Source organism: Myxococcus sp. XM-1-1-1, from assembly GCF_020037095.1.
GTDB classification, from domain to species: domain Bacteria; phylum Myxococcota; class Myxococcia; order Myxococcales; family Myxococcaceae; genus Myxococcus; species Myxococcus fulvus.
This window is the reverse complement of the sequence record NZ_JAIQDH010000003.1, coordinates 35,184-59,654: the sequence shown is the minus strand read 5'-3', so window position 1 is coordinate 59,654 and position 24,471 is coordinate 35,184. Positions and strand designations below refer to the sequence as shown.

At 70.6% G+C, this 24,471-nt stretch carries 21 protein-coding genes; 13 read left to right on the top strand and 8 right to left on the bottom strand.

The features are described 5' to 3' along the window. Positions 1-11 precede the first annotated feature (11 nt). Positions 12-602, bottom strand: a complete 591-nt coding sequence (locus tag K8640_RS07900; RefSeq protein WP_141327096.1) for a DUF4291 domain-containing protein — start codon at positions 600-602, stop codon at positions 12-14. Between the two features lie 386 nt (positions 603-988). Between K8640_RS07900 and K8640_RS07895 the strand changes: the two genes are divergently transcribed. The 3 genes from K8640_RS07895 (at position 989) to K8640_RS07885 (ending at position 3,680) form a co-directional block, all read left to right on the top strand. Next, complete coding sequence (locus K8640_RS07895) at positions 989-3,169, top strand: M4 family metallopeptidase (RefSeq protein WP_223746513.1); 2,181 nt, start codon at positions 989-991, stop codon at positions 3,167-3,169. Between the two features lie 115 nt (positions 3,170-3,284). Continuing rightward, positions 3,285-3,503, top strand: coding sequence for a hypothetical protein (locus K8640_RS07890; protein ID WP_223746512.1), 219 nt, complete (start codon positions 3,285-3,287; stop codon positions 3,501-3,503). Positions 3,504-3,512: 9 nt separating this feature from the next. Then, the gene (locus tag K8640_RS07885; protein WP_223746511.1) at positions 3,513-3,680 is read left to right on the top strand and encodes a hypothetical protein; all 168 of its coding nucleotides are present in this window, start codon (positions 3,513-3,515) and stop codon (positions 3,678-3,680) included. A 14-nt stretch (positions 3,681-3,694) separates the two neighbouring features. Here the strand turns inward: K8640_RS07885 and K8640_RS07880 are convergent, their stop codons facing one another. Both K8640_RS07880 and K8640_RS07875 read right to left on the bottom strand, forming a co-directional pair. After that, positions 3,695-5,377: a glutamine--tRNA ligase/YqeY domain fusion protein gene (locus K8640_RS07880; RefSeq protein ID WP_141327090.1), complete on the bottom strand. Its 1,683-nt coding sequence runs from the start codon at positions 5,375-5,377 to the stop codon at positions 3,695-3,697. A gap of 50 nt (positions 5,378-5,427) precedes the next feature. Beyond that, a complete protein-coding gene (locus K8640_RS07875; protein WP_223746510.1) occupies positions 5,428-6,531 on the bottom strand; it encodes a glycosyltransferase in 1,104 nt (367 codons plus the stop codon). A 220-nt stretch (positions 6,532-6,751) separates the two neighbouring features. Here K8640_RS07875 and K8640_RS07870 point away from each other — a divergent pair, with 220 nt between their 5' ends. Then, positions 6,752-7,648 carry an alpha/beta hydrolase gene (locus K8640_RS07870; protein WP_223746509.1) on the top strand — a complete coding sequence of 299 codons (897 nt, stop codon included), beginning with the start codon at positions 6,752-6,754 and terminating at the stop codon, positions 7,646-7,648. Positions 7,649-7,658: 10 nt separating this feature from the next. On the opposite strand, the gene K8640_RS07865 is transcribed toward K8640_RS07870, so the two are convergent. Further along, complete coding sequence (locus K8640_RS07865; RefSeq protein WP_223746508.1) at positions 7,659-8,432, bottom strand: arginyltransferase; 774 nt, start codon at positions 8,430-8,432, stop codon at positions 7,659-7,661. A gap of 192 nt (positions 8,433-8,624) precedes the next feature. Between K8640_RS07865 and K8640_RS07860 the strand changes: the two genes are divergently transcribed. The 3 genes from K8640_RS07860 to K8640_RS07850 all read left to right on the top strand — a co-directional run bounded on the left by K8640_RS07860 (position 8,625) and on the right by K8640_RS07850 (position 11,324). Beyond that, the gene (locus tag K8640_RS07860) at positions 8,625-8,879 is read left to right on the top strand and encodes a hypothetical protein (RefSeq protein ID WP_141327083.1); all 255 of its coding nucleotides are present in this window, start codon (positions 8,625-8,627) and stop codon (positions 8,877-8,879) included. A 148-nt stretch (positions 8,880-9,027) separates the two neighbouring features. Beyond that, a complete protein-coding gene (locus K8640_RS07855) occupies positions 9,028-9,879 on the top strand; it encodes a glycosyltransferase family 2 protein (RefSeq protein WP_223746507.1) in 852 nt (283 codons plus the stop codon). Beyond that, positions 9,876-11,324: a pyridoxal-dependent decarboxylase gene (locus tag K8640_RS07850; protein ID WP_223746506.1), complete on the top strand. Its 1,449-nt coding sequence runs from the start codon at positions 9,876-9,878 to the stop codon at positions 11,322-11,324. The genes K8640_RS07855 and K8640_RS07850 overlap by 4 nt, the downstream gene beginning before the upstream one ends. A 54-nt stretch (positions 11,325-11,378) precedes the next feature. Here K8640_RS07850 and K8640_RS07845 read toward each other — a convergent pair whose 3' ends face one another. Both K8640_RS07845 and K8640_RS07840 read right to left on the bottom strand, forming a co-directional pair. Continuing rightward, positions 11,379-12,695 carry a carbamoyl-phosphate synthase gene (locus tag K8640_RS07845; protein ID WP_223746505.1) on the bottom strand — a complete coding sequence of 439 codons (1,317 nt, stop codon included), beginning with the start codon at positions 12,693-12,695 and terminating at the stop codon, positions 11,379-11,381. A 133-nt stretch (positions 12,696-12,828) separates the two neighbouring features. Continuing rightward, the gene (locus K8640_RS07840; RefSeq protein WP_223746504.1) at positions 12,829-13,647 is read right to left on the bottom strand and encodes a methylase; all 819 of its coding nucleotides are present in this window, start codon (positions 13,645-13,647) and stop codon (positions 12,829-12,831) included. A 193-nt stretch (positions 13,648-13,840) separates the two neighbouring features. Here K8640_RS07840 and K8640_RS07835 point away from each other — a divergent pair, with 193 nt between their 5' ends. From K8640_RS07835 to thrS, 5 genes are all read left to right on the top strand, one after another. Next, positions 13,841-14,851 carry a hypothetical protein gene (locus K8640_RS07835; protein ID WP_223746503.1) on the top strand — a complete coding sequence of 337 codons (1,011 nt, stop codon included), beginning with the start codon at positions 13,841-13,843 and terminating at the stop codon, positions 14,849-14,851. A 51-nt stretch (positions 14,852-14,902) separates the two neighbouring features. Next, the gene (locus K8640_RS07830; protein ID WP_223746502.1) at positions 14,903-16,765 is read left to right on the top strand and encodes an OPT/YSL family transporter; all 1,863 of its coding nucleotides are present in this window, start codon (positions 14,903-14,905) and stop codon (positions 16,763-16,765) included. Positions 16,766-16,920: 155 nt separating this feature from the next. Next, entirely contained in the window at positions 16,921-17,187 is a 267-nt protein-coding gene (locus tag K8640_RS07825) for a hypothetical protein (RefSeq protein WP_223746501.1), read from the top strand. Positions 17,188-17,312: 125 nt separating this feature from the next. Further along, complete coding sequence (locus tag K8640_RS07820; RefSeq protein WP_223746500.1) at positions 17,313-17,693, top strand: hypothetical protein; 381 nt, start codon at positions 17,313-17,315, stop codon at positions 17,691-17,693. Positions 17,694-17,960: 267 nt separating this feature from the next. Then, positions 17,961-19,163 carry a threonine--tRNA ligase gene (gene thrS / locus K8640_RS07815; RefSeq protein WP_223746499.1) on the top strand — a complete coding sequence of 401 codons (1,203 nt, stop codon included), beginning with the start codon at positions 17,961-17,963 and terminating at the stop codon, positions 19,161-19,163. Positions 19,164-19,224: 61 nt separating this feature from the next. On the opposite strand, the gene K8640_RS07810 is transcribed toward thrS, so the two are convergent. Next, positions 19,225-19,641 (bottom strand): CBS domain-containing protein, encoded by a 417-nt coding sequence (locus K8640_RS07810; RefSeq protein WP_223746498.1) that lies wholly within the window; start codon positions 19,639-19,641, stop codon positions 19,225-19,227. A 211-nt stretch (positions 19,642-19,852) separates the two neighbouring features. On the opposite strand from K8640_RS07810, the gene msrB reads away from it, so the two are divergent. Continuing rightward, entirely contained in the window at positions 19,853-20,275 is a 423-nt protein-coding gene (gene msrB, locus K8640_RS07805) for a peptide-methionine (R)-S-oxide reductase MsrB (protein WP_141327068.1), read from the top strand. A 143-nt stretch (positions 20,276-20,418) separates the two neighbouring features. Here msrB and purL read toward each other — a convergent pair whose 3' ends face one another. Then, positions 20,419-24,330: a phosphoribosylformylglycinamidine synthase gene (gene purL, locus K8640_RS07800; RefSeq protein WP_223746497.1), complete on the bottom strand. Its 3,912-nt coding sequence runs from the start codon at positions 24,328-24,330 to the stop codon at positions 20,419-20,421. Positions 24,331-24,471 lie beyond the last annotated feature (141 nt).

Here is a 24,471-nt window from a genome sequence, read left to right as displayed (position 1 = left end):
CTGCCGGCCGTTCACATCCCCAGTCGGCGCACCAGCTCCCGCGGCACCGGATAGACGGCCTCGCGGGGCAACAGCCGGGTGGCCTGCTCCGCGCGCCCCTCGTCCAGGTGCTTGCGCAGCTTGTGCACCAGCGGCGTCACGTCCGTGATGCAGACCACCCAATCCTCCACATAGCGCTGGATGATGGCGCGCCCCAGCCCCACCTGGATGCTGTCGTGCGGCAGCCCCGCGCCACGCAACGAGCGCTCCGGGTCCCACTGGACGTGGACGGGCGCCACCTCGAAGGCCTTCCTCCAGGCCTCCGGTGAGCCGTGGGCGCCGGGCTCGTACGCGGTGAGCACGCCCACCGCCAGCGCCGCCTCCCACCCCGCGCGGTGGATGCGCACCGCCAGGGTCCGCTCCTGCCCGCTCTTGCGCCCCCAGTTGGAGCGGTGCATCAGCCACAGGAAGCTGGGCTTCACCCAGGTCATCCGCCCCACGGAGAACGGCGGCCCGAAGCGCTGCGTCGCCACCGCCACGTCCGCGATGGCGTCCGGATAGGCCTGATACATCACGATGGAGCCCCGGTCGAAGTCCGCGCGAACCTCCCGCCGCGCGCTCATGACACCAGCCTCCACCCACATCCTCGTCGCATGACGCGCACCGTAGCAGCTTCGCGTCCTTTCATTCCCTGAGAATCCCAGACATGGCGGACCCTGTCCTGGAGTCCCAGACGAGCGGGTGATGGAACACGCGTCCCCAGGTCCTCCGGACACCGCGAGCGACCAACATCAGGCAACGGACGCTGTCGCGGAGGGAGGTGTTCAGGACAAGCAAACTCCGACGGGGAGGGAGAGGGCACTGCCGGGGCCTCGCGATAGATTGCGATGGGGTTGCCAGTACCGAATTCTCCTTCGGGTTGTGATTGCACAGGCTGGCGACTTCATCTCTCGCTGGGGGGTAGTGCATGTTTGTGAAACGGGGACGCGGTGTCCTGGGTGCCACGCTGTTGAGCCTGACACTGAGCGCCTGCACCGATGCCGACACACCGAAGGACCTACACGACGACGCCGCCACCCAGGCAGCAGCGGCCCTCGCCCAGGGCCATGAAGTCCTCTCCGCGGACCCGGACCAGGTCCCCACCTTCCTCCGAGGCAGGTTCGGTGAGGTCCCCACCGGCAAGCTCGCCCTCAAGGGACTTCAGACCCACTCCCTCGCGCCGGTGCTCGCCCGGGTGGCGCCGCTCTTCAAGCTCGACACCGAGCAGCTCTTCTTGAAGAAGGCCTACGTCGGCTCCGACGGGGACACGCACTACCGCTTCGGCGTGCGCTACCACGGCGTGGAGGTGCTGGGCGCGGAGCTGCGGCTGCACGCGCGCGACGGCCAGGTCTTCGCCATCAACGGCAACGCGCGAGGAGGCCTTGCCGCCCTCCAGAGCGACCCCATCGGCGTGGACCTGGCGAAGGCCAACGCCCTGGCGGACAAGGGTTCGGTGCCGGGCCTCGTCGTCCGCAAGGCGCCCGCGCTCGTCTACTGGAGGGACCAGGACCAGCTCATCCTCTCCTGGCGGGTGCTGGTGACGGGCGCGAAGCAGGACGGCACGCCCGTGAAGGAGTCGGTGCTCGTCAACGCCCGCTCCGGCGAGGTGTTCGAGCGCTTCAACCACATCCACTCCGCGCTCGACCGCATCGTCTACGACGGCCAGAACACCAACGACCTGCCGGGGACGGTGGCGCGCCGGGAGGGAGAAGCGCCGCACGCGGACCCCGTCGTCAACGCGGCGTACGACAACACGGGCGCCGTCTGGCGCTGCTACAAGGAGCTGTTCGACCGGGACTCCTACGACGACCTCGGCGCGACGCTCCACTCCACCGTCCACCACCGCGTCAACTACGTGAACGCGTACTGGGACGGCGAGCAGATGGTCTTCGGCGACGGTGACGGCACCACCGCCATCAACCTGGCCTACGGCCTGGACGTCATCGCCCACGAGCTGACGCACGCGGTGACGGAAGTCGACTCGGACCTCATCTATTCGGGTGAGTCCGGCGGCCTCAACGAGTCCATCTCCGACATCTTCGGCGCCGTCTGCGAGTGGCACAGCGAGGGCAGGGTCATCAACGAGGGCACCTACCTGGTGGGCGAGGACGTGTGGACGCCCGAAGTCCCCGGCGATGCGCTGCGCTACATGAACAACCCCACCCAGGATGGGGACTCGCTGGACGACTACCACAACTACAGCAACGGCGTGGACGTCCACTACAGCTCGGGCATCTCCAACCTGGCCTTCTACCTGCTGGCCCAGGGCGGCACGCACCCGCGCTTCCCCACGCGCCCGGCCGTGACGGGCATCGGCATCGAGATGGCGGGCCGCATCTTCTACAAGGCCAACCGGGACCTGCTGATGCCCAACTCCACCTTCGACGCCGCGAGGATCGCCACCGAGCAGGCCGCCGTCCAGCTGGGCTACGACGCGTCCGTCGTCGCCTCCGTCGCCGCGGCCTGGAAGGCCGTGAACGTGGGCGTGGTGTTCGAGCCGACCGACCCCTTCGAGCTGGAGCGCAACGTGCCCGTCGTCCTCTCCGGCACGGCGAGCGGCGCCAAGGAGTACGGCTGGGCCGAGGTGCCCGAGGGCGCCACCAACCTGCGCTTCACCCTGTCCGGCACCACGGGCGACCCGGACCTGTACATCCGCCAGGGCAACTACCCCACGACGGGCCTCTATGACTGCCGGCCCTACCGCTCCGGCGCCAACGAGGAGTGCGTCTTCCCCACGCCCACCGCCGGCAAGTGGTACGCGATGGTCAACACCTATACGCCCTACACCAACGCCTCGCTGGTGATGAAGTTCGACGGCGGCTTCTTCCCGCTCGAGCCCAACGTGGTGGTGAGCGGACTGTCCGCCCCCGCCAATGGCAGCCATGGCTACATCGTGCAGGTGCCGGCGCGCGCGAACGGGAAGCCGCGCAGCGTCACCGTGCAGTTGCTGGGCGGCACGGGCAACGCGGACCTCTACGTGCGCATGGGGGCCATCCCCAACCATTACGAGTACGACTGCCGCGGCATGAAGGAGACCAACGCCGAGAAGTGCGTCATCCCCCAGGTCACCTCCGGCAAGCTGTATGTCTGGGTCGTCGGCGCGAAGGGCGGCTATCAGAACACCGCCATCCTCGTGTCCTATCCTCCCTGACACGTGACACCCGCCCTCGCGGCCTCCACCTCCGCCCGGACCGACGGGCGGCGGGGACGGCCGCGCGGGGCCCCACGTGTGTCCGCGCCCGGAGCGGGGCTACACTGCCGGGGTCATGCTCCCGCTGAACGACAGGGATGGGTTGTCCCCCGAGGAGCGCTCGGCGCTGGAGCGGGAGCTTGGGCCGCTCACCCTGCTCCAGGACGTGGTGCGGTGGGGCTTCGCGAGCACGCCGCCGCGCGACGTGACCGAGGTCGTCGTCCAGGACGAGTTCACCCACGACGTGGTGGTGCCCTGGAAGGACGGGGGCTACCTCGTCTTCGACACCACCTGACTGGGCGGTGTGATTGCGGTCTCCGTGTGGGACCGTCGCCCCAGCGCCGATGACCTCCTGGACGCCCGGCTCCAGGCGGGCTGGACGCCCACGCCCACGAGCACCGTCGAGGGGGACGTCATCCTGGGTCACGCCGCGTGCAGGGTGCCGCCCGGCAAGGGCCCGGCGACACCCTGAGCGTGCGTCCTCGACTACTTGCCCTTCTCCTTCACCCACGAGTCCTTCAGGGACACGGTGCGGTTGAAGACGGGCTTGCCGGGCTGCGAGTCCTTCGGGTCCGCGAAGAAGTAGCCCAGCCGCTCGAACTGGAAGCGCGACTCCGGCGCCGCGTCGGCGAGCATCGGCTCGACGCGCGCCGAGCGCAGCACCTCCAGGCTGTTCGGGTTCAGGAACGTGGTGAAGTCCGTCGCGTCGTCCGAGTCCGGGCTCTCCACGGAGAAGAGCCGGTCATACAGCCGCACCTCCGCGGTGGGCGCGTTGCCCGGCACCCAGTGCAGGGTGCCCTTCACCTTGCGGCCATCCGGCGAGTCCCCGCCGCGAGTGGCCGGGTCATAGGTGCAGCGCAGCTCCACCACCTTGCCGTCCGCGTCCTTGATGACCTCCTTGCAGGTGATGAAGTACGCCGAGCGCAGGCGCACCTCCTTGCCCGGCGCCAGCCGGAAGAAGCCCTTGGCGGGGACCTCCATGAAGTCGTCCGCCTCGATGTAGAGCTCGCGCATGAACGGCACCTGGCGCGTGCCCATCTCCGGCTTCTGCGGGTGGTTCTGCACCTCCAGCATCTCCACCTGGCCTTCGGGGTAGTTCTCCACCACCACCTTGAGCGGCCGCAGCACCGCCATGGCCCGGGGCGCCGTCTCGTTCAGGTCCTCCCGGATGCACAGCTCCAGCACGCCCATGTCGATGAGCTGCTGCGTCTTGCTGACGCCCGCGCGCGTGGCGAAGTCGCGGATGGACGCGGGCGTGAAGCCCCGGCGGCGCAGGCCGCTGATGGTCATCATCCGCGGGTCGTCCCAGCCGGAGACGTACTTCTCCGTGACGAGCTTGAGCAGCTTGCGCTTGCTCATCACCGTGTAGTTGAGGTTCAGCCGGTTGAACTCGTACTGGTACGGCCGGTCCCCTTTGATGAGGCTGTCGACGATCCAGTCGTACAGCACCCGCCGGTTCTCGAACTCCAGCGTGCAGACGGAGTGCGTGATTCCCTCAATCGCGTCCGACAGGCAGTGCGCGAAGTCGTAGAGCGGGTAGATGGGCCACGCCTCGCCGGTGCGGTGATGGTGCGCGTGGCGGATGCGGTAGATGGGCGGGTCGCGCAGCACGGGGTTGGGCGACGCCATGTCGATTTTGGCGCGCAGCGTGTGCTTGCCGTCGGGGAACTCCCCGCCGCGCATGCGCGAGAACAGGTCCAGGTTCTCCTCCACGGAGCGGGTGCGGTACGGGCTGTCACGACCCGGCGTGGTGAAGTCGCCGCGGTACTCGCGAATCTCCTCCGGCGACAGGCTGCACACGTACGCCTTGCCCTGCTTGATGAGCTGCACGGCGAAGTCGTAGAGCTTCGGGAAGTAGTCGGAGGCGTAGAACTTGCGGTCCGCCCAGTCGAAGCCGAGCCACTTCACGTCGCGCTGGATGGCCTCGACGTAGTCGGTGTCCTCGGTGACGGGGTTGGTGTCGTCGAAGCGCAGGTTGCACAGCCCCTCGTATTGCTTCGCCAGTCCGAAGTTGAGGCAGATGGACTTGGCGTGGCCGATATGGAGGTAGCCGTTGGGCTCGGGCGGGAAGCGGGTGTGCACGCGTCCTGCGTGCTTTCCCGTGCGCCGGTCTTCCTCGATGATCTCCTGGAGGAAGTTCAGGCCCTGCGTCTCGTTCGTCGTCGTCATGATGGGGGCGAATCCTCGTGAAGCCGCCCGGGGCCGGCAAGGGATTCCTTTCAGAGCGAGTCCAGGAGCGCCTCCCAGGCCCCCAGCGCCTTGGCCGAGGACAGCTCCTCCGCGCGGGCCCGGGCCTTCCGGGCCAGGTCCTTGCGGTGCACCTCGTCCAAGACGGCTCGGGCCAGCGCCTGGGCCAGCGCCGGGGCGTCCTCCACTGGAACCAGCACGCCGTGCCGCCCATTCTCCAGCACCTCCGCGGGGCCGGACGGGCAGTCGGTGCTCACCACCGGGCACCCCAGGGCGAGCGCCTCCAGGAGCACCATGGGCAGCCCCTCGAACCGGGAGGACAGCGCGAACACCGCCGCGCGGCGCATCAGCGCGTGCGGATTGGACGCGAAGCCCGGCATGAACACGCTCGACTCCACCCCCAGCGAGCGCGCCAGCGCCTTCAGTTCGGCCTCCAGCGAACCCACCCCCAGGATGAGCAGGTGGTGGTCCACGCCCTCCTGGCGCGCCAGGGCATGGGCGCGGATGAGCACGTCGAAGCCCTTCTGGGGCTCCAGCCGGCCCACGGCGATGACCACCGGGCGCTCGAAGACGGGGCCCGCCCAGTCCGGCACCGGCCCGTCCGCGGCGGCGCGCACCACCTCCCCGTCCACGAAGTTGGGGATGACCTGCAGCCGCTCCTCGGGCACGGGGACCAGGGACTGGAAGGAGCGCGCCGTGTCATGGCCACACGCGACGATGCGCTGCATGCGCGGGTAGAGCAGCCGCAGGCCCCACAGCTGGCGGCGCGGCTGCTCGCGGTGGAAGGCGCCCCAGTCGAAGTGGATCATCCCCACCACGGGCTTGCCGAGCAGCTTCCCGGCCAGGCAGGCCAAAAGCGCCGCGCGCCCCTCCTGCCCCGCGACGATGACGTCCGCCTCGCGGGCATGGCGCAACAGGTGCCACAGGTACAGGGGCAGGTTCTGCCGGTGGTAGTCGTAGGAGTCGGTGGCCCAGGAGACCTCGGTGTTCGCGGGCAGCCGGTCCTCGCGCCCCGGTGGAGGTCGGTGGTGGAAGAACAGCCGGGTGGCGAAGCGCCGGGGGTCCAGCCCCGCGAGGACGTTGCACACCGAGCGCTCGATGCCGCCTCCGCCCAGGAACACGAGCGTGAACAGCACTCGCTTCCTCCCAGGGTCTTTCGAGGCGTCTCGTGGCACCGGCACCAGCATCCAGCCCCCCACTCCCTGAAGGCGGGTGCACCGTAACCCAAGGGTGTCACGGCCGCCAACAAGACGGACGGCTGCAACGTCTCCTGGCGACACATCGCGCGCATCCCGGCGTACGCTCTGCCGGCGCCCGGGCAGACCGCCGGGCTCTCCCGTCCTGTCACGCTCCGTGATGACCGCGCTCCGTCCACGACTCCTCGTCCCCCTGGTCCTGCTCCTCGGCGTGCTCGCGTCCGTGGGGCTGCTCGTCGTGAAGGGGCACCGCATCGGCCAGGGCCTGCTGCACCCGCCCCACGTGCCGGTGACGCGGCCGTCCGCCGCGCCGGAGCTGGACGCGATGCGGGACGTCGCCTTCACCAACGCGGACGGCCTGACGCTGCGCGGCTGGTACGTGCCCTCGCAGAACCGCGCCGCGGTGGTGCTGGTGCATGGCTTCGCGGACAACCGCGCGCAGCTGCTCTTCGAGGCCCGCGCGCTGGCCCGGGCCGGCTACGGCGTGCTGCTGTTCGACCTGCGCGCCCATGGGGAGAGCGGCGGAGACCGCGTGACGTGGGGAGACCTGGAGCGCCGCGACGTGACGGCCGCGCTGGACTTCGTGGCGGCGCGGCCGGACGTGGACCCCGCCAGGCTGGGGCTCTTCGGCTTCTCCATGGGCGGCACCACCGCGCTGCTGGTGGCCGAGCGCGACGCGCGCGTGAAGGCGGTGGCCGCCGCGGGCGCGTACCCCGCCCTGGAGGCGGACGTGTACTCGGGCTACGGCAGGTGGGGCGCCTTGAGCGCGGAGCCGGTGCTGTGGACGCTGCGCCGCGCGGGCGTGGACGTGGACGCGGTGCGCCCCATCGACGGCATGTGCCAGCTGAAGGGCCGCCCGCTCCTGCTCGTCAACGGCGACGTGGACCCGGACGCGCCCGCCAAGCTCCAGGCCAGCCTGTTCCGCGCGGCCTGCGAGCCCAAGACGCTGTGGGTCGTCGAGGGCGCGGGCCATGGCGAGTACGCCCGCGTGGCCCCGGAGGAGTACGCGCGCCGGCTCCGCGAGCACTTCGACCGGGCGCTGTTGGGCGCGGGCTGACCCACGCGGCTCAGGGCCCGGCGCCGGACTCCGGCTCCGGCGCGTCCGACGCGGGCACCCAGGTGGGCTCGGCGTCCAGCGCGGGCCGCCCCTCGAGCAGCTCGTGCGGACGGAAGCCGCCCTTGTAGCGCAGCGACGCGCACGCCTGGACGCGGAAGCCCAGGTACACGTGGGGGATGCCCCGCGCCTTCGCCAGCTCCACCTGGAACACCACGTTGGCCGTGCCCGGGGACAGCCGCGCGTAGTCCGGGTCGTAGAAGAAGTACACCGCGCTCCACGCGTGCGGCGTCTCGTCGCAGATGCCCAGCGCCACCAGCCGGGGGCCGCCCTCCGCCGCGTCGTCGTACCAGGCCACCTCGCGCGCGGAGGGGTGCGGGAAGGAGAACTGGAGCGAGTACTCGCGCACCGTGAGCGGCGAGGGCTCCCACTCCCGCGCGGCCTCGCGCTCCGCGTGCCAGGCCCGGTAGAGCGCCAGCCGCTCCTCGTCGGCCCTGGGGACGCCCACCTCCACCCGCAGGTGGGCGCACGCGGCCCGGGCGCGGCGCTGGCTGCGGTTGGGCCGGAAGCCCTCCACCGGGACGCGCAGCGACACGCACTCCTGGCAGTCCGCGCAGGCGGGCCGGAAGTACACCGGCCCGAAGCGCCGCCAGCCGCGCACCAGCAGGTGCTCGTACTCCTCCGGCGACACGTCCCGCAGCACCAGGTTCTCCAGCGAGGCCTGCCGCTCGGGCAGGTAGCTGCAGGGGCGCGGGGGCTCGACGTCGTGTGCCAGCAGGAGGGCCATTTGCGTCCATGTTCCTGTCCGGCCCTCGGTCCGGCGTCAAGTCGCCGGAGGGCTCCCGGACGCCCACCGTGGCCGGCGGGCCGCGCCCCGCACGCCCTCCTGTCACGCGTCCGACGGCCCCCCGCCCTACCAGGTCCATGGCATGACGACTGCAACCGCTCCCCGTCAACCCCCACGCGAAGGCGGAAGCACATGGCGAGAGACTGCCTGCAGCCCTGGATGGACCGGCTGGCCCATGTCGACGTGGAGGTCCAGGACACCTCGCCCCGCGCCCGGCTGGGGGGCCGCGAGTGGGATGGCCAGGGCCTGGCGATGCGGCGCCCCCGAGTGGAGGCCCGCCTCGCGGAGCAGGACATCGTTGCCCCACGGACGGCGATTTCCCGGCAGGTCGAGCAGGACCCCGGGTGGGATTCCGACGACTTCGATTTCGCGGTGGCGAGCTACTGACGCCCGCGCCGCTTCTCAAGCTCATCCATTTTGAGAACGCACGTTCCCGCAACCCTTGCGCGTGGAGCAGGCGTGCGCGCAAGCCTGGCGGCGGCGCCAACCCGGAGGCGTCTTCTCAGGCCCCGGCGCGAACGCATATAAGCCTGACATGTCCGCAATCGATGTCTCGGTGGTGATGCCCACCCACCGACGAGAGAAGGAAGTGGTGGAGGCCATCCGCTCGGTGCTCCGCCAGGAGGGGGTCCACGTCGAGGTCATCGTGTTGGATGACACGCCGGAGGGCACCGCCCGGGCGTCGGTGGAGGGGCTGGGCGACTCTCGCGTGCGCTACGTGGTGAACGACCCGCCGTCCAAGGGGCGCCCCGCTGTGGTGCGGAACCACGGCGTGACGCTCGCCCGGGGCCGCTACCTGCACTTCCTGGACGACGACGACATGCTCGCCGACGGCGCACTGCACGCCATGGTGAGCGCGCTGGACGCGCGGCCCGACGCGGGCGTGGCGGTGGGCTGGGTGGTGCCGTTCGGTGACGACGCGGACTGGCTCAAGGACAAGAGCGAGTACTTCCAGTGGGCGGCCAAGGTGGGCGCCAGCACGCCCAACAGCGCGTGGACGGTGGCGCACATCCTGTTCCGCGGGACGCTGTACGTGAACTCCGCGTGCATGGTGCGCCGCGAGCACTTCGCGACGCTGGGCGGCTTCGACGCGTCCATCCCCGTCTACGAGGACGTGGACTTCTACCTGCGCGGCATCCGCGCCTTCGGCCACGTCTACGTGGACCGCCCCATCCTGCACTACCGCACCGGCCGGCCCTCGCTGATGCACAACCTGGGCAAGGACGGCACGCTGGTGATGCAGTCCAACGAGATGATCCACGGCAAGTACCGCAAGACGAACGGCGCGCTGGAGTACCGCGCGCTGCAGCTGCTCATGCGGACCCTGCCGTTCGACATCGCCAAGAAGCTGCCCTTGTGGCTGCCCAAGCAGGGCCGGGTCTCATGAGCTTGAAGAGTCGGTTCGTCGGCACGGCCAAGCGTCAGGTGAAGCAGACGCTCAGGCCCGTGCTCCAGCGGGCCATGGCGCCCGCGCGCACGCAGATTCCCGCGTCGTACTGGGGGCTGCAGCACGTCCCCGGCCAGGGGCTGAGCCTGGAGGGCGTGGCGCTCAAGTCGCTGGTGCAACGCTTCGGCTCGCCGCTGCACGTGGTGCACCTGGCGGCGCTCCAGCGCAACGTGGAGCGCTTCCTCGCGGTGCCCCCGGGGCGCGCGGGCGGGTGCGAGGTGTTCTACTCGTACAAGACGAACCCGATCCCCGGCGTGCTGGAGGTGCTGCACGGGATGGGCGTGGGCGCCGAAATCATCTCCGCCTACGAGCTGTGGCTGGCGCTGCGGCTGGGCGTCGCGCCCGAGCGCATCGTCTACAACGGCCCGGTGAAGTCGGAGGCCTCGGTGCGCGAGGCCATCGGCCGGGGCATCCAGCTGCTCGCCGCGAACCACGCGGAGGAGCTGGGCCTGTTCGCGCGCGTCGCGGCGGAGCTGGACCAGCGTCCGCGCGTGGCGGTGCGGGTGAGCACGGACAGCGGCTGGGCGGCGCAGTTCGGCACGCCCATCGCGGGCGGCGCGGCGCTCCGGGCGTATGCGCAGGCGCGGGCGTCGTCGCACCTGGACGTGGTGGGCCTGCACGCGCACCGGGGCGCCACCATCCGCACCGAGGGCGAGCTGACGGGCTTCGTGGAGGCGGTGCTCGGCTTCACGGACACGCTGCACCAGGAGCTGGGGCTGGACCTGGAGGTGCTGGATCTGGGCGGCAGCCTCTGCACGCCGTCGGTGGAGCACATCGCCGAGCGCGACTGGCGCCTCAACCTCACCTTCTTCCGGGACGTGCCGGCGCCGGACCCGGCGGCATCGCTGGACATCTCGCGCTACGTGGCGCTCGTGGTGGAGATGGTGGAGTCGCACTACGCGAAGAAGGGGCGCGCGCGGCCGCGCATCTTCCTGGAGCCGGGCCGCGCCATGACGGGCGACACGCAGCTCTTGCTCGGTAGCGTGCACACGCTCAAGGCGGGCGAGGACCGGACGTGGGCGGTGCTCGACGCGGGCGTGAACCATGCCGAGTGCGTGCGCAACGAGTACCACCAGCTCTTCCACGTGGACCGGCCGGACGCGCCCGCCGAGCGCGTCTACACGGTGGTGGGCCCCATCTGCACGCCGGGCGACACGCTGTACCACGCCAAGCGACTGCCCCAGCTGGTCGAGGGTGACACGCTGGCCATCATGGACGCGGGCGCGTACTTCGTGCCGTTCGCGACGTCCTTCTCGTATCCGCAGCCGGCCATCATCGCGCTGGACGGCGGCGAGGCGCGGCTGTTGCGCCGGGCGGAGACGTTCGAGGACCAGGTGGCGCTCGACACGGTGGCGAAGAGCCCGGGAAAGCCCGAGGCGGCCTGAGCGCTGCGTCGAGGTCCGCCGCCCGTGCGCTGACACACGGGCGGCGAGGGCCTGCTAGCGGTTGAGCACCATCATCCGCAGGAAGGCGCGCGGGTGGCGCGCGGAGCCGTAGAGGATCTGCGCCACCTCCACCGCGGACGGCATCGGGTCATCCGAGTCGATGAGCGGGTCCACCGCCACCTGACGGTGCGTCTGCAGCCAGCGTCGCCACTGCTTCGCCTCGTCGGCGGGCAGCGCGCCGGACAGCCGCTGGAGGTTGAGCAGCATCTCCAGGGCGATGCGGTTGCAGAACACCTCGCCGCGTCCCGTCCATGCGCGCGCCGACTGCCCCACGCGCGCCAGCGCGTCAACGTCACCCAGCGCCGCGTGATAGGCCATGAGCGGCAGCGGCAGCCCGCGCGCGATGTCGAAGCCCATCTGCCCGTAGTAGCGCGGGTTGAAGTCGATGAGCAGGAAGTCGTCCTTCGTCTGGATGAACTCCACCTCGAAGACGCCGTGGTAGCCCAGCTTCGCGCACAGCTTGCGCAGGCCGTCGGCCAGGTCCTGGCGCACCGGCGCGGACTCGAAGCACACGCCCACGCCCAGGCGGCGCGGGCGCTGGAGCACCTTCATGGCGCCGCGCACCTCGAACAGCGCGCCCGTGCGGTCCACGAAGCCCGACAGGCTGTAGATGCCCTGGGCCGCCTCGGGGTGGAACTCCTGCACCATGGGCCGCGCCACGGCCGGGTCGAACTTCACCAGCATGGGCGCGTAGCCGTCGCGCGCGAAGGCGCGGTACTCCTCCACGAGCTGCGAGGGCTCCGCGACGGGCAGGCCCTTGCGGTGCGTGGAGTAGAGGATCTGCGTCGTCGGCTTGATGAGGACGGGGAAGCGCGCCTCGCGGGAGATGCTCTCCAGGTCCGCCTCGGACTCGGGGAACCAGGTGCGCGGCAGCGTCAGCCCCACCGACTGGCCCGCCTCGAAGAGCTTGCGCTTGTTGAGCAGCCCGTAGACGGCGTCGATGCCGGGGTCGTAGAGGTGGAAGTAGCGCGACAGCTCCTGGGCGTGCACGGACACCAGCCACGCCAGCTCGTCGCTCGTCGGATACAGCACGTGGCTCATGGGCGCCCGGGCTCCGAAGTCGAGGAGCCACGCGAGGAACGCCTCGGGCTGGGACTCGGGAGGGCACTGCACGCGCTGTCCGACGAAGCGCGACCAGCTCGCGGGGCCCAGCCGTCCGGGGTCCGCCACGGTGACGCGGATGCCATTGCGCCCGAAGCACCGCGCGGCGGCGAGCGTCCCATAGAAGCCAGCGGAGAAGAGCAGCGCGGCCGGCCGCTCTCCCACGCGCTCTGTCGCCGACTGCTGCACCTTCACGTCTTCTGCCTGCACCTGTGCTGTCTCCCGTTGGAGGGCCCCACACCATATCCGCCCCCTCCGCCATTTGCCCCTCCCTCTTCGCGGCGCTTGATTGGAGGGCGAATCATCTGGGGTGGATGGGGATGGGGTTGCCCGGCCCCATGCGTCAGGACGCCACACCTGTCGGCGGCCGCCATAGCAGGTAACCGGAGTCGAGCAGCCATGAGTCCGTGGAGACGCCGTCCACCTGATGACACAAACGTGAGACAGACTCGCGGAAGGCATCCGCGGGCGCGGAGTGGCCGGCGTCGCGAGCCTGTTTCCACGCGTCGACCCAGGACATGAAGAAGGCGTGGATGGGCTCACCGGGACGCACGCGGCGGCGCAAGTCACGCGGCAGCCAGTCGCGGAACAAGAGCGGCGCGAAGCCCTGGCGGAAGTCGGTGTGGAAGAGCAGGGCCTCGCGAGCGGGCGGCGACTCGGGAGCGCTGTCGGAGCGACGCAGCAGGTGCGCGGTGAGAACGGAACCCTCCGGGTCCGAGCTGCCCTCCACGAGCAGCCCCGAGGGGAGCAGGAAGCGGCTGAGCGCGTGGTGCACCTCGGCGACGCGCTCCACGGGTCCCTGTCGCAGGAGGTTCATGGCCCGCACGAGGCGGGCGGGCTCCTCCGGGGACAGCGGCAGCGCGAAGCCGCCTTGACGGAAGTAAGTGCGAGGCCCCGCGTGGGCCTGGGCCGCGAGGGCCCGCGCGTCATCGAGCTCCACGCCGATGACGACGAGTTCCGGGTGGAGCGCGCGAAAGGCCTCGGCGCTCTCGAGCGTCGTCCACGGATGTTCGCCGAAGCCCACGTCCACGAAGACGGCGCGGGCCCACGGGCCGTCGACGCGCGACAGCAGCGTGGGCTCGAAGCGGAACAGGAAGGCATCGAGCGCGCGCAGCCTTCCGGGTGCGGTGCGCCCCCGCGTCTTCGCGTCGAGCGTGGACATGCCCTGGTCTTCGATGAGGCGGCCCCATCGCGTCAAGCACCCCGCTTCCGCCCGGGCATGCGCTCATGCACCGGACCGTGCGCTTTGACGAGGCCCCCACCGCCCACGCGATTCAATGGGCCGCCTGCATGGTCGAAGGGCCCCTGTTTTCGTCTGGAGCGCGGAGGCTTTAGGCTCCACCTTCGTGCGCCCCGTGTCCGCCCTCACCTGCCCCGGCTGTCAGGCGCCCCGAGTGCAGGGGGCCGAGTGTCCTCGCTGCGGCATCATCTACGCCCGCGCCGAGGCCCGCGCCGCGCGCAAGGCCGAGGAGGAGCGCGTCCAGCGCGAGGCCACCGAGCAGGCTCCCACGCCCTTCGAGGTCGACCCCCCGTGGCTGGCGCCTCCGGAACTGCGCTCCGAGGTGCTGCCACCGAGCACGCCTTCTCTCGACGCGAGCGAGGAGGACGCCGTCCATGAGCTGCGCCTGCGCCTCGTCGTCGTGCCCCTGGCATTGCTGGTGGGCTACCTGGTGGCCACCGGCTCCGCGCGCTTCATCGTGCGGCTGCTCACCATGTACGTCCACGAGGTCGGGCACGCGGTCACCGCATGGCTGTGCGGCATCCCCGCCATCCCGGCCCCGTGGGTCACGCCCACGGGCTCCGAGCGCTGGTACTCGCTGGCGGCGATGCTCGCGGGAGCCCTCGGCTTCTGGGCGTGGCGCGGCTGGAAGCTGCGCCGCTGGGACTGGATGGCCTGGAGCACGGCGCTGCTCGTCGCCCAGGCCTTCTGCACGCTGGTCATCCCCCTGTGGCGCACCGAGGTGTTCATCGTCTTCGGCGGAGACGCGGGGATGCTGATTCTGGGCACGCTCCTGGTCGCGTCCTTCCACGCCCGGCCCGGCGGCCACCTCCACGCGAGAGGCCTGCGCTGGGGCTTCGTCTTCATCGGCGCGCTCGCCTTCTGGGACGGCTTCCACACCTGGTGGCGAGCGCGGACCGACGCCGAGGAGATCCCCTTCGGCCGCATGGAGGGCGTGGGCCTGAGCGACCCGAGCCGACTGGTCGAGGACCACGGCTGGTCCGAGGGTGACCTCATCCGTCGCTACGTCACGCTCGGCATCGCCTGCCTCGTGACCCTGGCCGTCTTCCACGGCCTCCAAATCTGGAAGGAGCGGGCCCGGCTTCGCGCCGCCCTGCGAGCGCTCCCCTTCTTGAATGGGCGATGAAACGTCCCGGGTTGTGACAGCGGCGTGGAACGCCGGTAGCCTCCCGGCCCAATGGCATCTCCCGTCCAGCCGCTCCCCCACCCGGAGCCCCCCTCGTCCTCGACGCCCCCCGACTCCGACAACCTCCAGCCGCGCTTCGGCTGGCTGCCTCCCGTCGGGACCTGGAAGTACCACCTGCTCTTGAGCGCGGTGGCCCTGTTCATCCTCGGGCCCCTGGGTGGCATCGCCGCGTCGTACATGAACTTCAGCGTGGGCTTCTTCGTCGGAGGCCAGGTGCTCGCCGGCATCCTCGGCAGCGCCGTCACGTACGGCTACGGCGCGGAGGGCAAGCACGGCGCCAACTACATGCAGACGATGGCCGCGTCGGTGGCCTCGCTGTGCGCCATGTCGGTGCTCATCCAGGCCATGGTGTGGCTGGGCATGGAGATGCCCCCCGCCTGGCACCTGATGCTCTTCGTCGGCTGCGTGGGAATGTTCGCCGTCGGCGTGGGCATGCTCTACACGCCGCTGCTCGTGGACCGACTGCAGCTCGACTACCCGTCGGGCTTCGCGGTGGCCAACATCCTGCGCGCGCTGACCGACAAGCGGCTGCTCAAGGCCTCCATCTCCAAGCTGGGCGGCGGCACGCTGCTGGGCGCCATCGCCGCGTGGATGACGGAGAAGATCGCCGTCGTGGCCGCCATCGGCACCAGCGCCGCCACGCTGGGCGCGGGCATGATTGTCGGCAGCCGCATCACCATCCCCGCGGTGTTGATGGCCGTCATCGGCGCATGGCAGGTGCCGCACCTGCGTGAAATCGGCTGGCTCGGCCCCGAGGACCCCTTCCGCAAGATTGGCTTCCTCATCGGCCTGGCGATGATCTGCGGCGCGGCGGTGGTGGACCTGTCGCTGCTCGCGGTGCAGGCGGTGGCGCGCGTGAAGGCCCAGGCCGACGCGCCGAAGGACGACGAGCCCGCGTGGAAGAAGGTCAACCTGCCCCGGCTCTTGGCCTGGGTCCTCGGCTGGGGCGCGGCGACGTTGGTGGTGGGCACCGCGGTGCTGGGTCAGCCCCTGGGCTGGCTGCTCTTCGGCCTCGCGCTGGCGCTGCTGTTCGTGCTCATCAACGGCATCTCCTACGGCATCACCGACCAGAACCCCATCTCCAGCGCGTTCGTCATCTCCATCATGATGATGTCGCTGCTGGGCCTGAAGAACCCGCTGGTGGCGCTGATGGCCGCGACCATCCTGCTCATCTCCACCTCCGTGGGCTGCGACATGCAGCAGGACCGCTCCACCGGATGGCGCCTGGGCACCAACCGCGTCATCCAGTTCCGCTACCAGGTGATGGGCGTCATCATGGGCGCCCTGCTGTGCGTGGGCCTGGCGCGCGTGTTCATGACCGCCTACCCCGCGCTCGCCATCAACCAGCTCGACAACCCCAACGCCGAGGTGGGCCAGTGGGGCTCGGCGATGACGTACAAGCTGGTGGGCGCCATCCGCGACCTGGGCTCGCTGTCGGACACCAAGGTGAAGGCGATGCTGCTCGGCCTGGGGCTGGGCTTCGGCATCCAGGCGCTGCGCAAGGTGCTGCACGCCAACCCGGGCTACCAGCGCTACATCAAGGGCTCGCGCGCGGGCTTCGCGGTGGGCTGGACCATGGACTCGCTGGTGCTGGCCAGCCCCTATGCGTCCTCCTTCGGCGGCTTCGTGGCCTTCCCGGTGGCGCTGTGGTTCGGCGCGGGCGGCGTCATCGCGTCCGTGTGGAACACCGTCACGAAGAAGCGCGCGCCGGCCTCCGCGGGCAGCCCCGCACAGGGCGAGGCGCTCCCCGAGGACATGAGCACCATGTCCCTGGCGGGCGGAGGCCTCATCGCGGGCGAGTCGCTCTTCTTCCTCATCGCCGGGATGATTGGCCTCGCGTCGCTGCTGGCGTGAGCCGGTCGGCGGCGGAGCCGGGGCCCGAGGCGCCCGGCTCCGCGACGCCCTTGACAGTTGCGGGAAGCCCCCATTCCTGACACACCCGAAGTGAACATGGCACAGTCCCTCGCACGGTGCGGCCGGAGCCCGTGAACCCGATTCGAGGGCGTCCCATGAAGCGTGTCTTCGTGTTGTGTGTGTCGTTGTTCAGCATGGCGTGGCTGGGCTGCGGTGGCCCCACGTCCGAGGCGGACGGGGAGCGCCTCTCCACCGAGCCCACGCAGGAGGTCTCGCAGGAGCTGGTCACCTGCCCGGGGGACCTCCCTCAGTGCGCCATCTACGAGGGCCAGCGCTGCGTGCGCCGGGTGGACTGCTGCGATGGAGAGTTCCTCCTGTGGTGCGCCTGCGATCCAACGACGCGGCGCTACCACTGTCTGTAAACATCCGCTCGCGAGCACTTCACCGCGGGGCGCCGCTCGCACAAATACGCGCTTTCATGGGAAAACACGAAAACGACCCTCATGGGTCGCAGGCGGTCCCACGTCGTTCTTCCGCGGGAGTCCTCATGAAGCGCGTGCTGGTGATGATGGTGGCAATCCTCGGCGTCTCGTTGCTGGCCTGTGGTGGCGAGGCGCTCGAGGTGCAAGTCGATGAAGGCCCGGCGGACGTCGAGCTGGCGCAAACCAGCCAGGAGCTCGTCACCTGTACGACGGCCTGCGCGAACGGGACGTTCATCTCCTGCACGGGAAGCACCTGCAGCACCTTCGAAGGCAGGAGCGTGACGTGTGACGGGGTCAGGAAGGACTGCCCGCCGGCGGTGTGTCCGGGCGACTATCGCTCGTGCTCGGCGATGGATGGACAGAGCTGCCGGAGCGGCACGCAGCCGTGCTGCCGTGGCGATGTCGAAGGCTATTGTTACTGCATCGCCGGCCGCTACGACTGCTGAGTCCGCTGCCCCGTGAGGGGTTGCCCGGGGGTCTGGTTGACAATTTCCAGGCCCGCCTGCATCTTGATTCGCGTGAGCATCGTCAACGTCACCACGACCACCCGCACCACGACTCGCTACGGCGAGGTGTGGAGCGGTGCGCGTCGTGAAGTGAGCTGACGACCGCACGGCTTCTCGCCCCGCCTTCACCGGCCGGGGCAACCGTGTGTTCGCTCAGCGCTCCGTCCGGCAAGGCCTTCCCAAACCTTCCGTACCGGAGACGAAGCAATGCTCGACGAAAACGACCACCGCGCCCTCGGCCAACGCCTGGACCTCTTCCACCTGCAGGAGGAGGCCGCGGGAATGGTCTTCTGGCATCCCCGAGGGCTCTTGTTGTTCCGCCTGCTGGAGGAGCACATCCGCCAGCGCATGCAGCGCGAGGGCTACCTCGAGGTCCGTACGCCGCAGCTCTACGCGCAGCCCCTGTGGGAGCGCAGCGGCCACTGGGAGAACTTCCGCGAGAACATGTACCTCGTGGAGGACGGCGGGCGGCCGCTCGCGCTCAAGCCGGTGAGCTGCCCGGGCCACATCGAGCTGGTGCGGCGCATGTCCCTGAGCTACCGCGACCTGCCCCTGCGCATGAGTGAGTTCGGACTGGTCCACCGCAGCGAGCCGGGCGGCGCGTTGCATGGCCTGTTCCGGCTGCGTCAGTTCACGCAGGACGACGGGCACATCTTCTGTGCCCCCGAGCAAGTGGTGGAAGAGGTCGTGAACTTCGCGCGCTCGCTGCGCGAGTTCTACGCGGGCCTGGGCTTCCACGACGTCCAGGTGGCCTTCTCCGGGCGTCCCGCCTCCCGCGCGGGGAGCGACGCCGTCTGGGACCAGGCCGAGGCCTGGCTCTCGGACGCGGCGAGACAGGCGGGGTTGGAGTGCAAGTACCAACCGGGTCAGGGGGCCTTCTACGGCCCCAAGCTGGAGTTCGTCTTGAAAGACAGGCTGGGGCGCGAGTGGCAGTGCGGGACGATTCAGCTCGACCTCGTGCTGCCCGAGCGCTTCGACCTGCGCTACCAGGACTCCCAGGGCCTGCGGGTCCGTCCGGTGATGCTTCACCGCGCGCTCCTGGGCAGCCTGGAGCGGTTCATCGGCGTGCTGCTCGAGCACCACCAGGGCGCCCTGCCCGCGTGGCTCGCGCCCGAGCAGGTGGTGGTGGCGCCCGTGGGTGACGCCGCGCAGGAGTACGCGCGCGACGTCGCCTTCAGCCTGCGACGGGCGGGCTGCCGCGTCCGCGTGGACGCGCGACAGGAGTCGCTGTCGCGCAAGGTGCTGGACTCGCACCAGGGAGGTGTCCCCTGGCTCGTGGTGGTGGGCGCGCGCGAGGTGCAGGCGAAGGGCCTGCGCCTGCGACAGCGGGATGGCGCCCAGCGGGACGTGTCGTGGGACGCGGGCCTGGCGGAGCTGGTGTCCGCGTGTGTCCCCGGAGTCCCGGCGTGATGAAGCCCCGAGGGGCGCGAGGCCCGTCTGCTCCTCGCGCCCCTCGGTTCCTGGAGGACGGCTACGCGTGTTGCAGGTGCTCCAGCACCACGCCGGCGCGCAGCACCTCCGCGGGCACGGTGGCCAGGTCATCCAGGCTCAGGATGCCCAGCGGGCGACGGGCCTCGTCCACCACGACGAGCCGGCGCACCATCTTGTCCTCCATCATCTGCTCGGCCACATCGAGCCCCGCGTCCGGCTCGCAGGTGATGAGGGCTGTCGTCATCACCTCACGCACGCGCGTGGTGTTGGGGTCCTGGCCCAGGGCGGTGGAGCGCACGGTGATGTCGCGGTCCGTCAGCATGCCCACCAGTTGTCCGCCCTCGGTGACGGGGAGCGCGCCGATGTTGCATTCGCGCATCCGCAGGGCGGCGACCCGCAGCGGCTCGTCCGCCTCGATGGTCTCCACGTTCCGCGTCATCAGTTCGAAAATCCGCATGGCGCCTCCGCTGACGGGTTGAGGGTAGGACTGCGTCCTTAACCATGAGGTCGGCGCGGCCCTCCGGCAGGAAGGCACCCGGGCTCGGCGGAGCAGCGGGCGGGCACACGGCCGCCGTCATTCCAGGTTGGCCAGCGAGCGCGACGATTGGGCAGGATGCGCATCTGACTGAAGCTCCCGGGCGTGGACCCGGGCAAAGGAGCGTGACGGCATGGTCGACAAGCTCACCCTCAGCGATGCGCAGTGGCGCGAGCGCCTGACGCCCGAGGAGTACGACGTCCTGCGCAGGCACGGCACGGAGCGTCCGGGCTCGGGGTGCTTCCTGGGCACGAAGACGCCGGGCACCTATGTGTGCGCCGGCTGTGGCAATCCGCTGTTCAAGTCGGGCACCAAGTTCGAGTCCGGCACCGGCTGGCCGTCCTTCACCCAGGCGGTGGGACCGGACGCGGTGACGCAGATCGATGACCGCTCGTACGGAATGGTCCGCACCGAGGTGCGCTGTGCCCGCTGCGACGGCCACCTGGGGCACGTCTTCCCCGACGGCCCCCCGCCCACCGGCCTGCGCTACTGCATGAACTCGGTGGCGATGAAGCACGTGCCCGAGGGCCAGCCGCTGGAGCTGGTCCGGGCGTAAGCGCCGCCCCCCGGCCCCGCTCGGTTCATCGAGCCCGGGCCGGGTGTTCGTCGCGAGCGCGGAGCAGGAGCGGGGACGACCTGACACCTGCCGAAACCTCGGCCCTGGCTCGCGACATCGAGCCGGGACCTTCTGACAGCGCCTCAGCCCAGCCAGGCGCGGGCGTTGCGGAACATGCGCATCCACGGGCCGTCATCGCCCGTCCACTCGCGGGGCCGCCACGAGTGCTGCACCAGCCGGTGGACGCGCTCGGGGTGCGGCATCGTCACGGTGAAGCGGCCGTCCTTCGTGGTGACGCCCGCGATTCCGTGCGGCGAGCCGTTCGGGTTGGCCGGGTACGTCGACGCCACCTGGCCGTGGTTGTCCACCCAGCGCGTGGTGATGAAGCCCGAGCCGTTGACGCGCGAGGCCTCCGCGTCGTCGGAGAACTCCGCGCGCCCCTCGCCGTGCGCCACGGCGATGAGCATCCGGCTGCCCTCCATGCCCTGGTAGAAGAGCGACGGCGTGCGGGCAATCTCCACCAGCCCCAGCCGCGCCTCGTACTGCTCCGAGGCGTTGCGCACGAAGCGCGGGAAGTGCTCCGCGCCGGGGATGATGTCCTTGAGCCCGGACATCATCTGGCAGCCGTTGCAGATGCCCAGCCCGAAGCTGTCCGAGCGCGCGAAGAAGCCGGCGAACTCGTCGCGGGCGCGCGGGTTGAACAGGATGGACTTGGCCCAGCCGCCACCCGCGCCCAGCACGTCTCCGTAGGAGAAGCCGCCGCACGCCAGCACGCCGTGGAAGTCCTTCAGCGACACCCGGCCCGCGAGGATGTCGCTCATGTGCACGTCCACCGCGAGGAAGCCCGCGCGGGTGAACGCCGCCGCCATCTCCTGCTGGCTGTTGACGCCCTGCTCGCGCAGCACCGCCACGCGGGGACGCGCGCCCTTGCCCACGAAGGGCGCGGCCACGTCCTTGGACACGTCGAACGTCAACAGCGGCGACAGGCCCGGGTTGGACGCGTCGCACTTGGCCGCGTACTCCTGCTCCGCGCACAGCGGGTTGTCGCGCAGCTTCTGCAGCTCGTAGCTGACGCGCGACCAGACGCGGCGCAGGTCCATGGTGCCCTCGGACAGGAGCACCCGCTCACCGTGCCGGACACGGACCTCCAGCTTCGGCGTGGGCCGCCCCAGCTCGTGGCAGTGCACCCCCAGCCCGTGCTGCTCCAGCACCTCGCACACGCGCGCCACGTCGCCCGCGCGCACCTGGACCACCGCGCCCAGCTCCTCGTTGAAGAGCGCCGCCACCGCGTCGGGCCCCAGCTTCGAGAGGTCCACGTCCACGCCGCAGCGGCCCGCGAAGGCCATCTCGCACAGCGTGGCCCACAAGCCACCGTCGGAGCGGTCGTGATAGGCGAGCAGCCGCCCCTCGGAGCTCAGCGCCTGCACCGCCGAGAAGAAGCCCGCGAGCAGCGCGGGGTCCTCCACGTCGGGGACCTTGGGGCCCACCTGCGCGTGCGTCTGCGCGAGGATGGAGCCGCCCAGCCGCTGCTGCCCGCGCGCCAGGTCCACGAAGACCAGCCGCGTGTCCAGCTCCACGTCCACCAGCTGCGGCGTGAGCGACTTGCGCACGTCCAGCACCGGCGCGAAGGCGGAGATGATGAGCGACACCGGGGACGTCACGGTCTTCTTCTCGCCGCCGTCCTGCCACACGGTGCGCATGGACATCGAGTCCTTGCCCACGGGGATGGTGAGCCCCAGCGCCGGACACAGCTCCATGCCCACCGCGTTCACCGCGGCGTAGAGCTGCGCGTCCTCACCCGGGCTGCCCGCCGCCGCCATCCAGTTGGCGGACAGCTTCACGTCGGACAGCTTGCCGATGCGCGCCGCGGCGATGTTGGTGAGCGCCTCGCCCACCGCCATGCGCGCGGAGGCCGCCGCGTCCACCACGGCCAGCGGCGTGCGCTCGCCCATGGACATCGCCTCGCCCGTGGTGCTCGTCACCGTGGACAGCGTCACCGCGCAGTCGGCCACCGGCACCTGCCACGGGCCGACCATCTGGTCCCGGGCCACCTGCCCCGACACCGAGCGGTCGCCGATGGTGATGAGGAACGACTTGTCCGCCACCGTCGGGTGGCTCAGCACGCGCTCGGCCATGGACTTCAAGTCCGAGGGCAGCGACAGCGGGGCGTGCTCCAGCGCGCGCGTGGTCGCGTCGCGATGCATGCGCGGCGCCTTGCCGAACAACACGTCCATCGGCAGGTCGATGGGCGGCGTGCCCAGCCGCTCGTCGGACAGCTTCAGCACCTGGGACTCGGTCGCCTCGCCCAGCACCGAGAAGGGCGCGCGCTCGCGCTCGCAGAACGCGGTGAAGCGCGCCAGGTCCTCCGGCGCCACGCCCAGCACGTAGCGCTCCTGGGCCTCGTTGCACCAGATTTCGAGCGGCGACATGCCCGGCTCCGCGTTGGGCACCGCGCGCAGCTCCAGCCTCCCGCCCAGCGCGTTGTCGTGCGCCAGCTCCGGCAGCGCGTTGGACAGGCCGCCCGCGCCCACGTCGTGGATGGAGCGGATGGGGTTCTTCTCGCCCAGCGCGCAGCACTGGTCGATGACCTGCTGACACCGCCGCTCCATCTCCGCGTTGTCCCGCTGCACGGAGGCGAAGTCGAGGTCCGCCGCGCTCGCGCCCTGCGCCATGGAGGACGCCGCGCCGCCGCCCAGGCCGATGAGCATCGCCGGGCCGCCCAGCACGATGAGCTTGTCACCGGGCTGCAGCTGGCCCTTCTTCACGTGCTCGGCGCGGATGTTGCCCAGGCCGCCGGCGATCATGATGGGCTTGTGGTAGCCGCGCACCTCCACGCCCTCGGGCGTGGACACCTGCGCCTCGAAGCTGCGGAAGTAGCCCGCGAGGTTGGGCCGGCCGAACTCGTTGTTGAACGCGGCCCCGCCCAGGGGGCCATCCATCATGATGTCCAGCGCGGAGACGATGCGGTCCGGCTTGCCGTAGGGCTGCTCCCACGGCCGCTCGTGGCCGGGGATGCGCAGGTGGCTGACGGTGAAGCCCGTCAGGCCCGCCTTCGGCTTCGCGCCGCGACCGGTGGCGCCCTCGTCGCGAATCTCTCCGCCCGCGCCGGTCGCCGCGCCTGGGTACGGCGAAATCGCCGTCGGGTGATTGTGCGTCTCCACCTTCACCATGATGTGGGACGGCTCGCGCACCGTGCCCCACTCGCCCGTGTCCGCGTCCGGGAAGAAGCGGTCCACCGTGAAGCCCTCGATGACGGCCGCGTTGTCCTTGTAGGCGGACAGCACGCCTTCCTGGTGCTGGGCGTAGGTGTTCTTGATGGCCTGGAAGAGCGAGCGCTCCTGCGGCTTGCCGTCCAGCGTCCAGCTGGCGTTGAAGATCTTGTGCCGGCAGTGCTCGCTGTTGGCCTGCGCGAACATCATCAGCTCGACGTCCGTGGGGTTGCGCGAGAGCTCCGTGAAGCGCGCCACCAGGTAGTCGATTTCATCGTCCGCGAGCGCCAGCCCCAGCTCGCGGTTGGCCCGGTCCAACGCGCCCTTGCCGCCGCCCAGGATGTCCACCGTGGTGAGCGGCCGGGGCTCGTGCGTGGAGAACAGCACGGCCGCGTCCTCCATCCGCGTGAGCACCGCCTGCGTCATCCGGTCGTGCAGCACCGGCGCGAGCGCCTCCACCTGCTCGCGCTCCAGCGGACGTCCCTGGGGACCCGCCACGAAGTACGCGAGGCCGCGCTCCAGCCGGCGCACCTTCGCGCCCAGGCCGCAGTTGTGGACGATGTCCGTCGCCTTCGAGGACCAGGGAGAGATGGTGCCAGGACGCGGCACGACGAGCAGCAGGCTGCCCGCGCGCTCGCCCGAGGGGACCCTGGGGCCATACTCGAGGAGCTGGCCGAGCATCGCCTGCTCGTCACCGGACAGGGGCTCCGGGGCGTCGAGGAAGTGCACGTGCTCCGCGTAGACGGACGACACGGAGGGCACCTGCTCGCGGCACTGCGCGAGCAGCTTGGCGAGCCGGAATTCGGAGAGGACGGGAGCGCCGCGCAGGAAGTGCATGCTGGACATGGGAAAGGGTAGGCCCTGGGTAACAGCCGGGGCGTCCTTATCACCGTGTGTCGCGAGGGCGAGCACAGACTTCGTGCCAGCCCGCTCGCTGCCCGGACGGACAGGGGGCACGGTGGGTGCCCCTCACACGTCAGCGCTGGC

Bases quoted from the DNA above. Each gene is read 5' to 3' on its own strand.
- K8640_RS07870 (WP_223746509.1), top strand. From the start codon at position 6,752: ATGACCGCGCTCCGTCCACGACTCCTCGTCCCCCTGGTCCTGCTCCTC.
- K8640_RS07865 (WP_223746508.1), bottom strand. From the start codon at position 8,432: ATGGCCCTCCTGCTGGCACACGACGTCGAGCCCCCGCGCCCCTGCAGC.
- K8640_RS07860 (WP_141327083.1), top strand. From the start codon at position 8,625: ATGGCGAGAGACTGCCTGCAGCCCTGGATGGACCGGCTGGCCCATGTC.
- K8640_RS07810 (WP_223746498.1), bottom strand. From the start codon at position 19,641: ATGCGGATTTTCGAACTGATGACGCGGAACGTGGAGACCATCGAGGCG.
- K8640_RS07880 (WP_141327090.1), bottom strand. From the start codon at position 5,377: ATGACGACGACGAACGAGACGCAGGGCCTGAACTTCCTCCAGGAGATC.
- purL (WP_223746497.1), bottom strand. From the start codon at position 24,330: ATGTCCAGCATGCACTTCCTGCGCGGCGCTCCCGTCCTCTCCGAATTC.
- K8640_RS07900 (WP_141327096.1), bottom strand. From the start codon at position 602: ATGAGCGCGCGGCGGGAGGTTCGCGCGGACTTCGACCGGGGCTCCATC.
- K8640_RS07840 (WP_223746504.1), bottom strand. From the start codon at position 13,647: ATGTCCACGCTCGACGCGAAGACGCGGGGGCGCACCGCACCCGGAAGG.
- K8640_RS07830 (WP_223746502.1), top strand. From the start codon at position 14,903: ATGGCATCTCCCGTCCAGCCGCTCCCCCACCCGGAGCCCCCCTCGTCC.
- K8640_RS07820 (WP_223746500.1), top strand. From the start codon at position 17,313: ATGAAGCGCGTGCTGGTGATGATGGTGGCAATCCTCGGCGTCTCGTTG.
- K8640_RS07855 (WP_223746507.1), top strand. From the start codon at position 9,028: ATGTCCGCAATCGATGTCTCGGTGGTGATGCCCACCCACCGACGAGAG.
- K8640_RS07890 (WP_223746512.1), top strand. From the start codon at position 3,285: ATGCTCCCGCTGAACGACAGGGATGGGTTGTCCCCCGAGGAGCGCTCG.
- msrB (WP_141327068.1), top strand. From the start codon at position 19,853: ATGGTCGACAAGCTCACCCTCAGCGATGCGCAGTGGCGCGAGCGCCTG.
- thrS (WP_223746499.1), top strand. From the start codon at position 17,961: ATGCTCGACGAAAACGACCACCGCGCCCTCGGCCAACGCCTGGACCTC.
- K8640_RS07825 (WP_223746501.1), top strand. From the start codon at position 16,921: ATGAAGCGTGTCTTCGTGTTGTGTGTGTCGTTGTTCAGCATGGCGTGG.
- K8640_RS07850 (WP_223746506.1), top strand. From the start codon at position 9,876: ATGAGCTTGAAGAGTCGGTTCGTCGGCACGGCCAAGCGTCAGGTGAAG.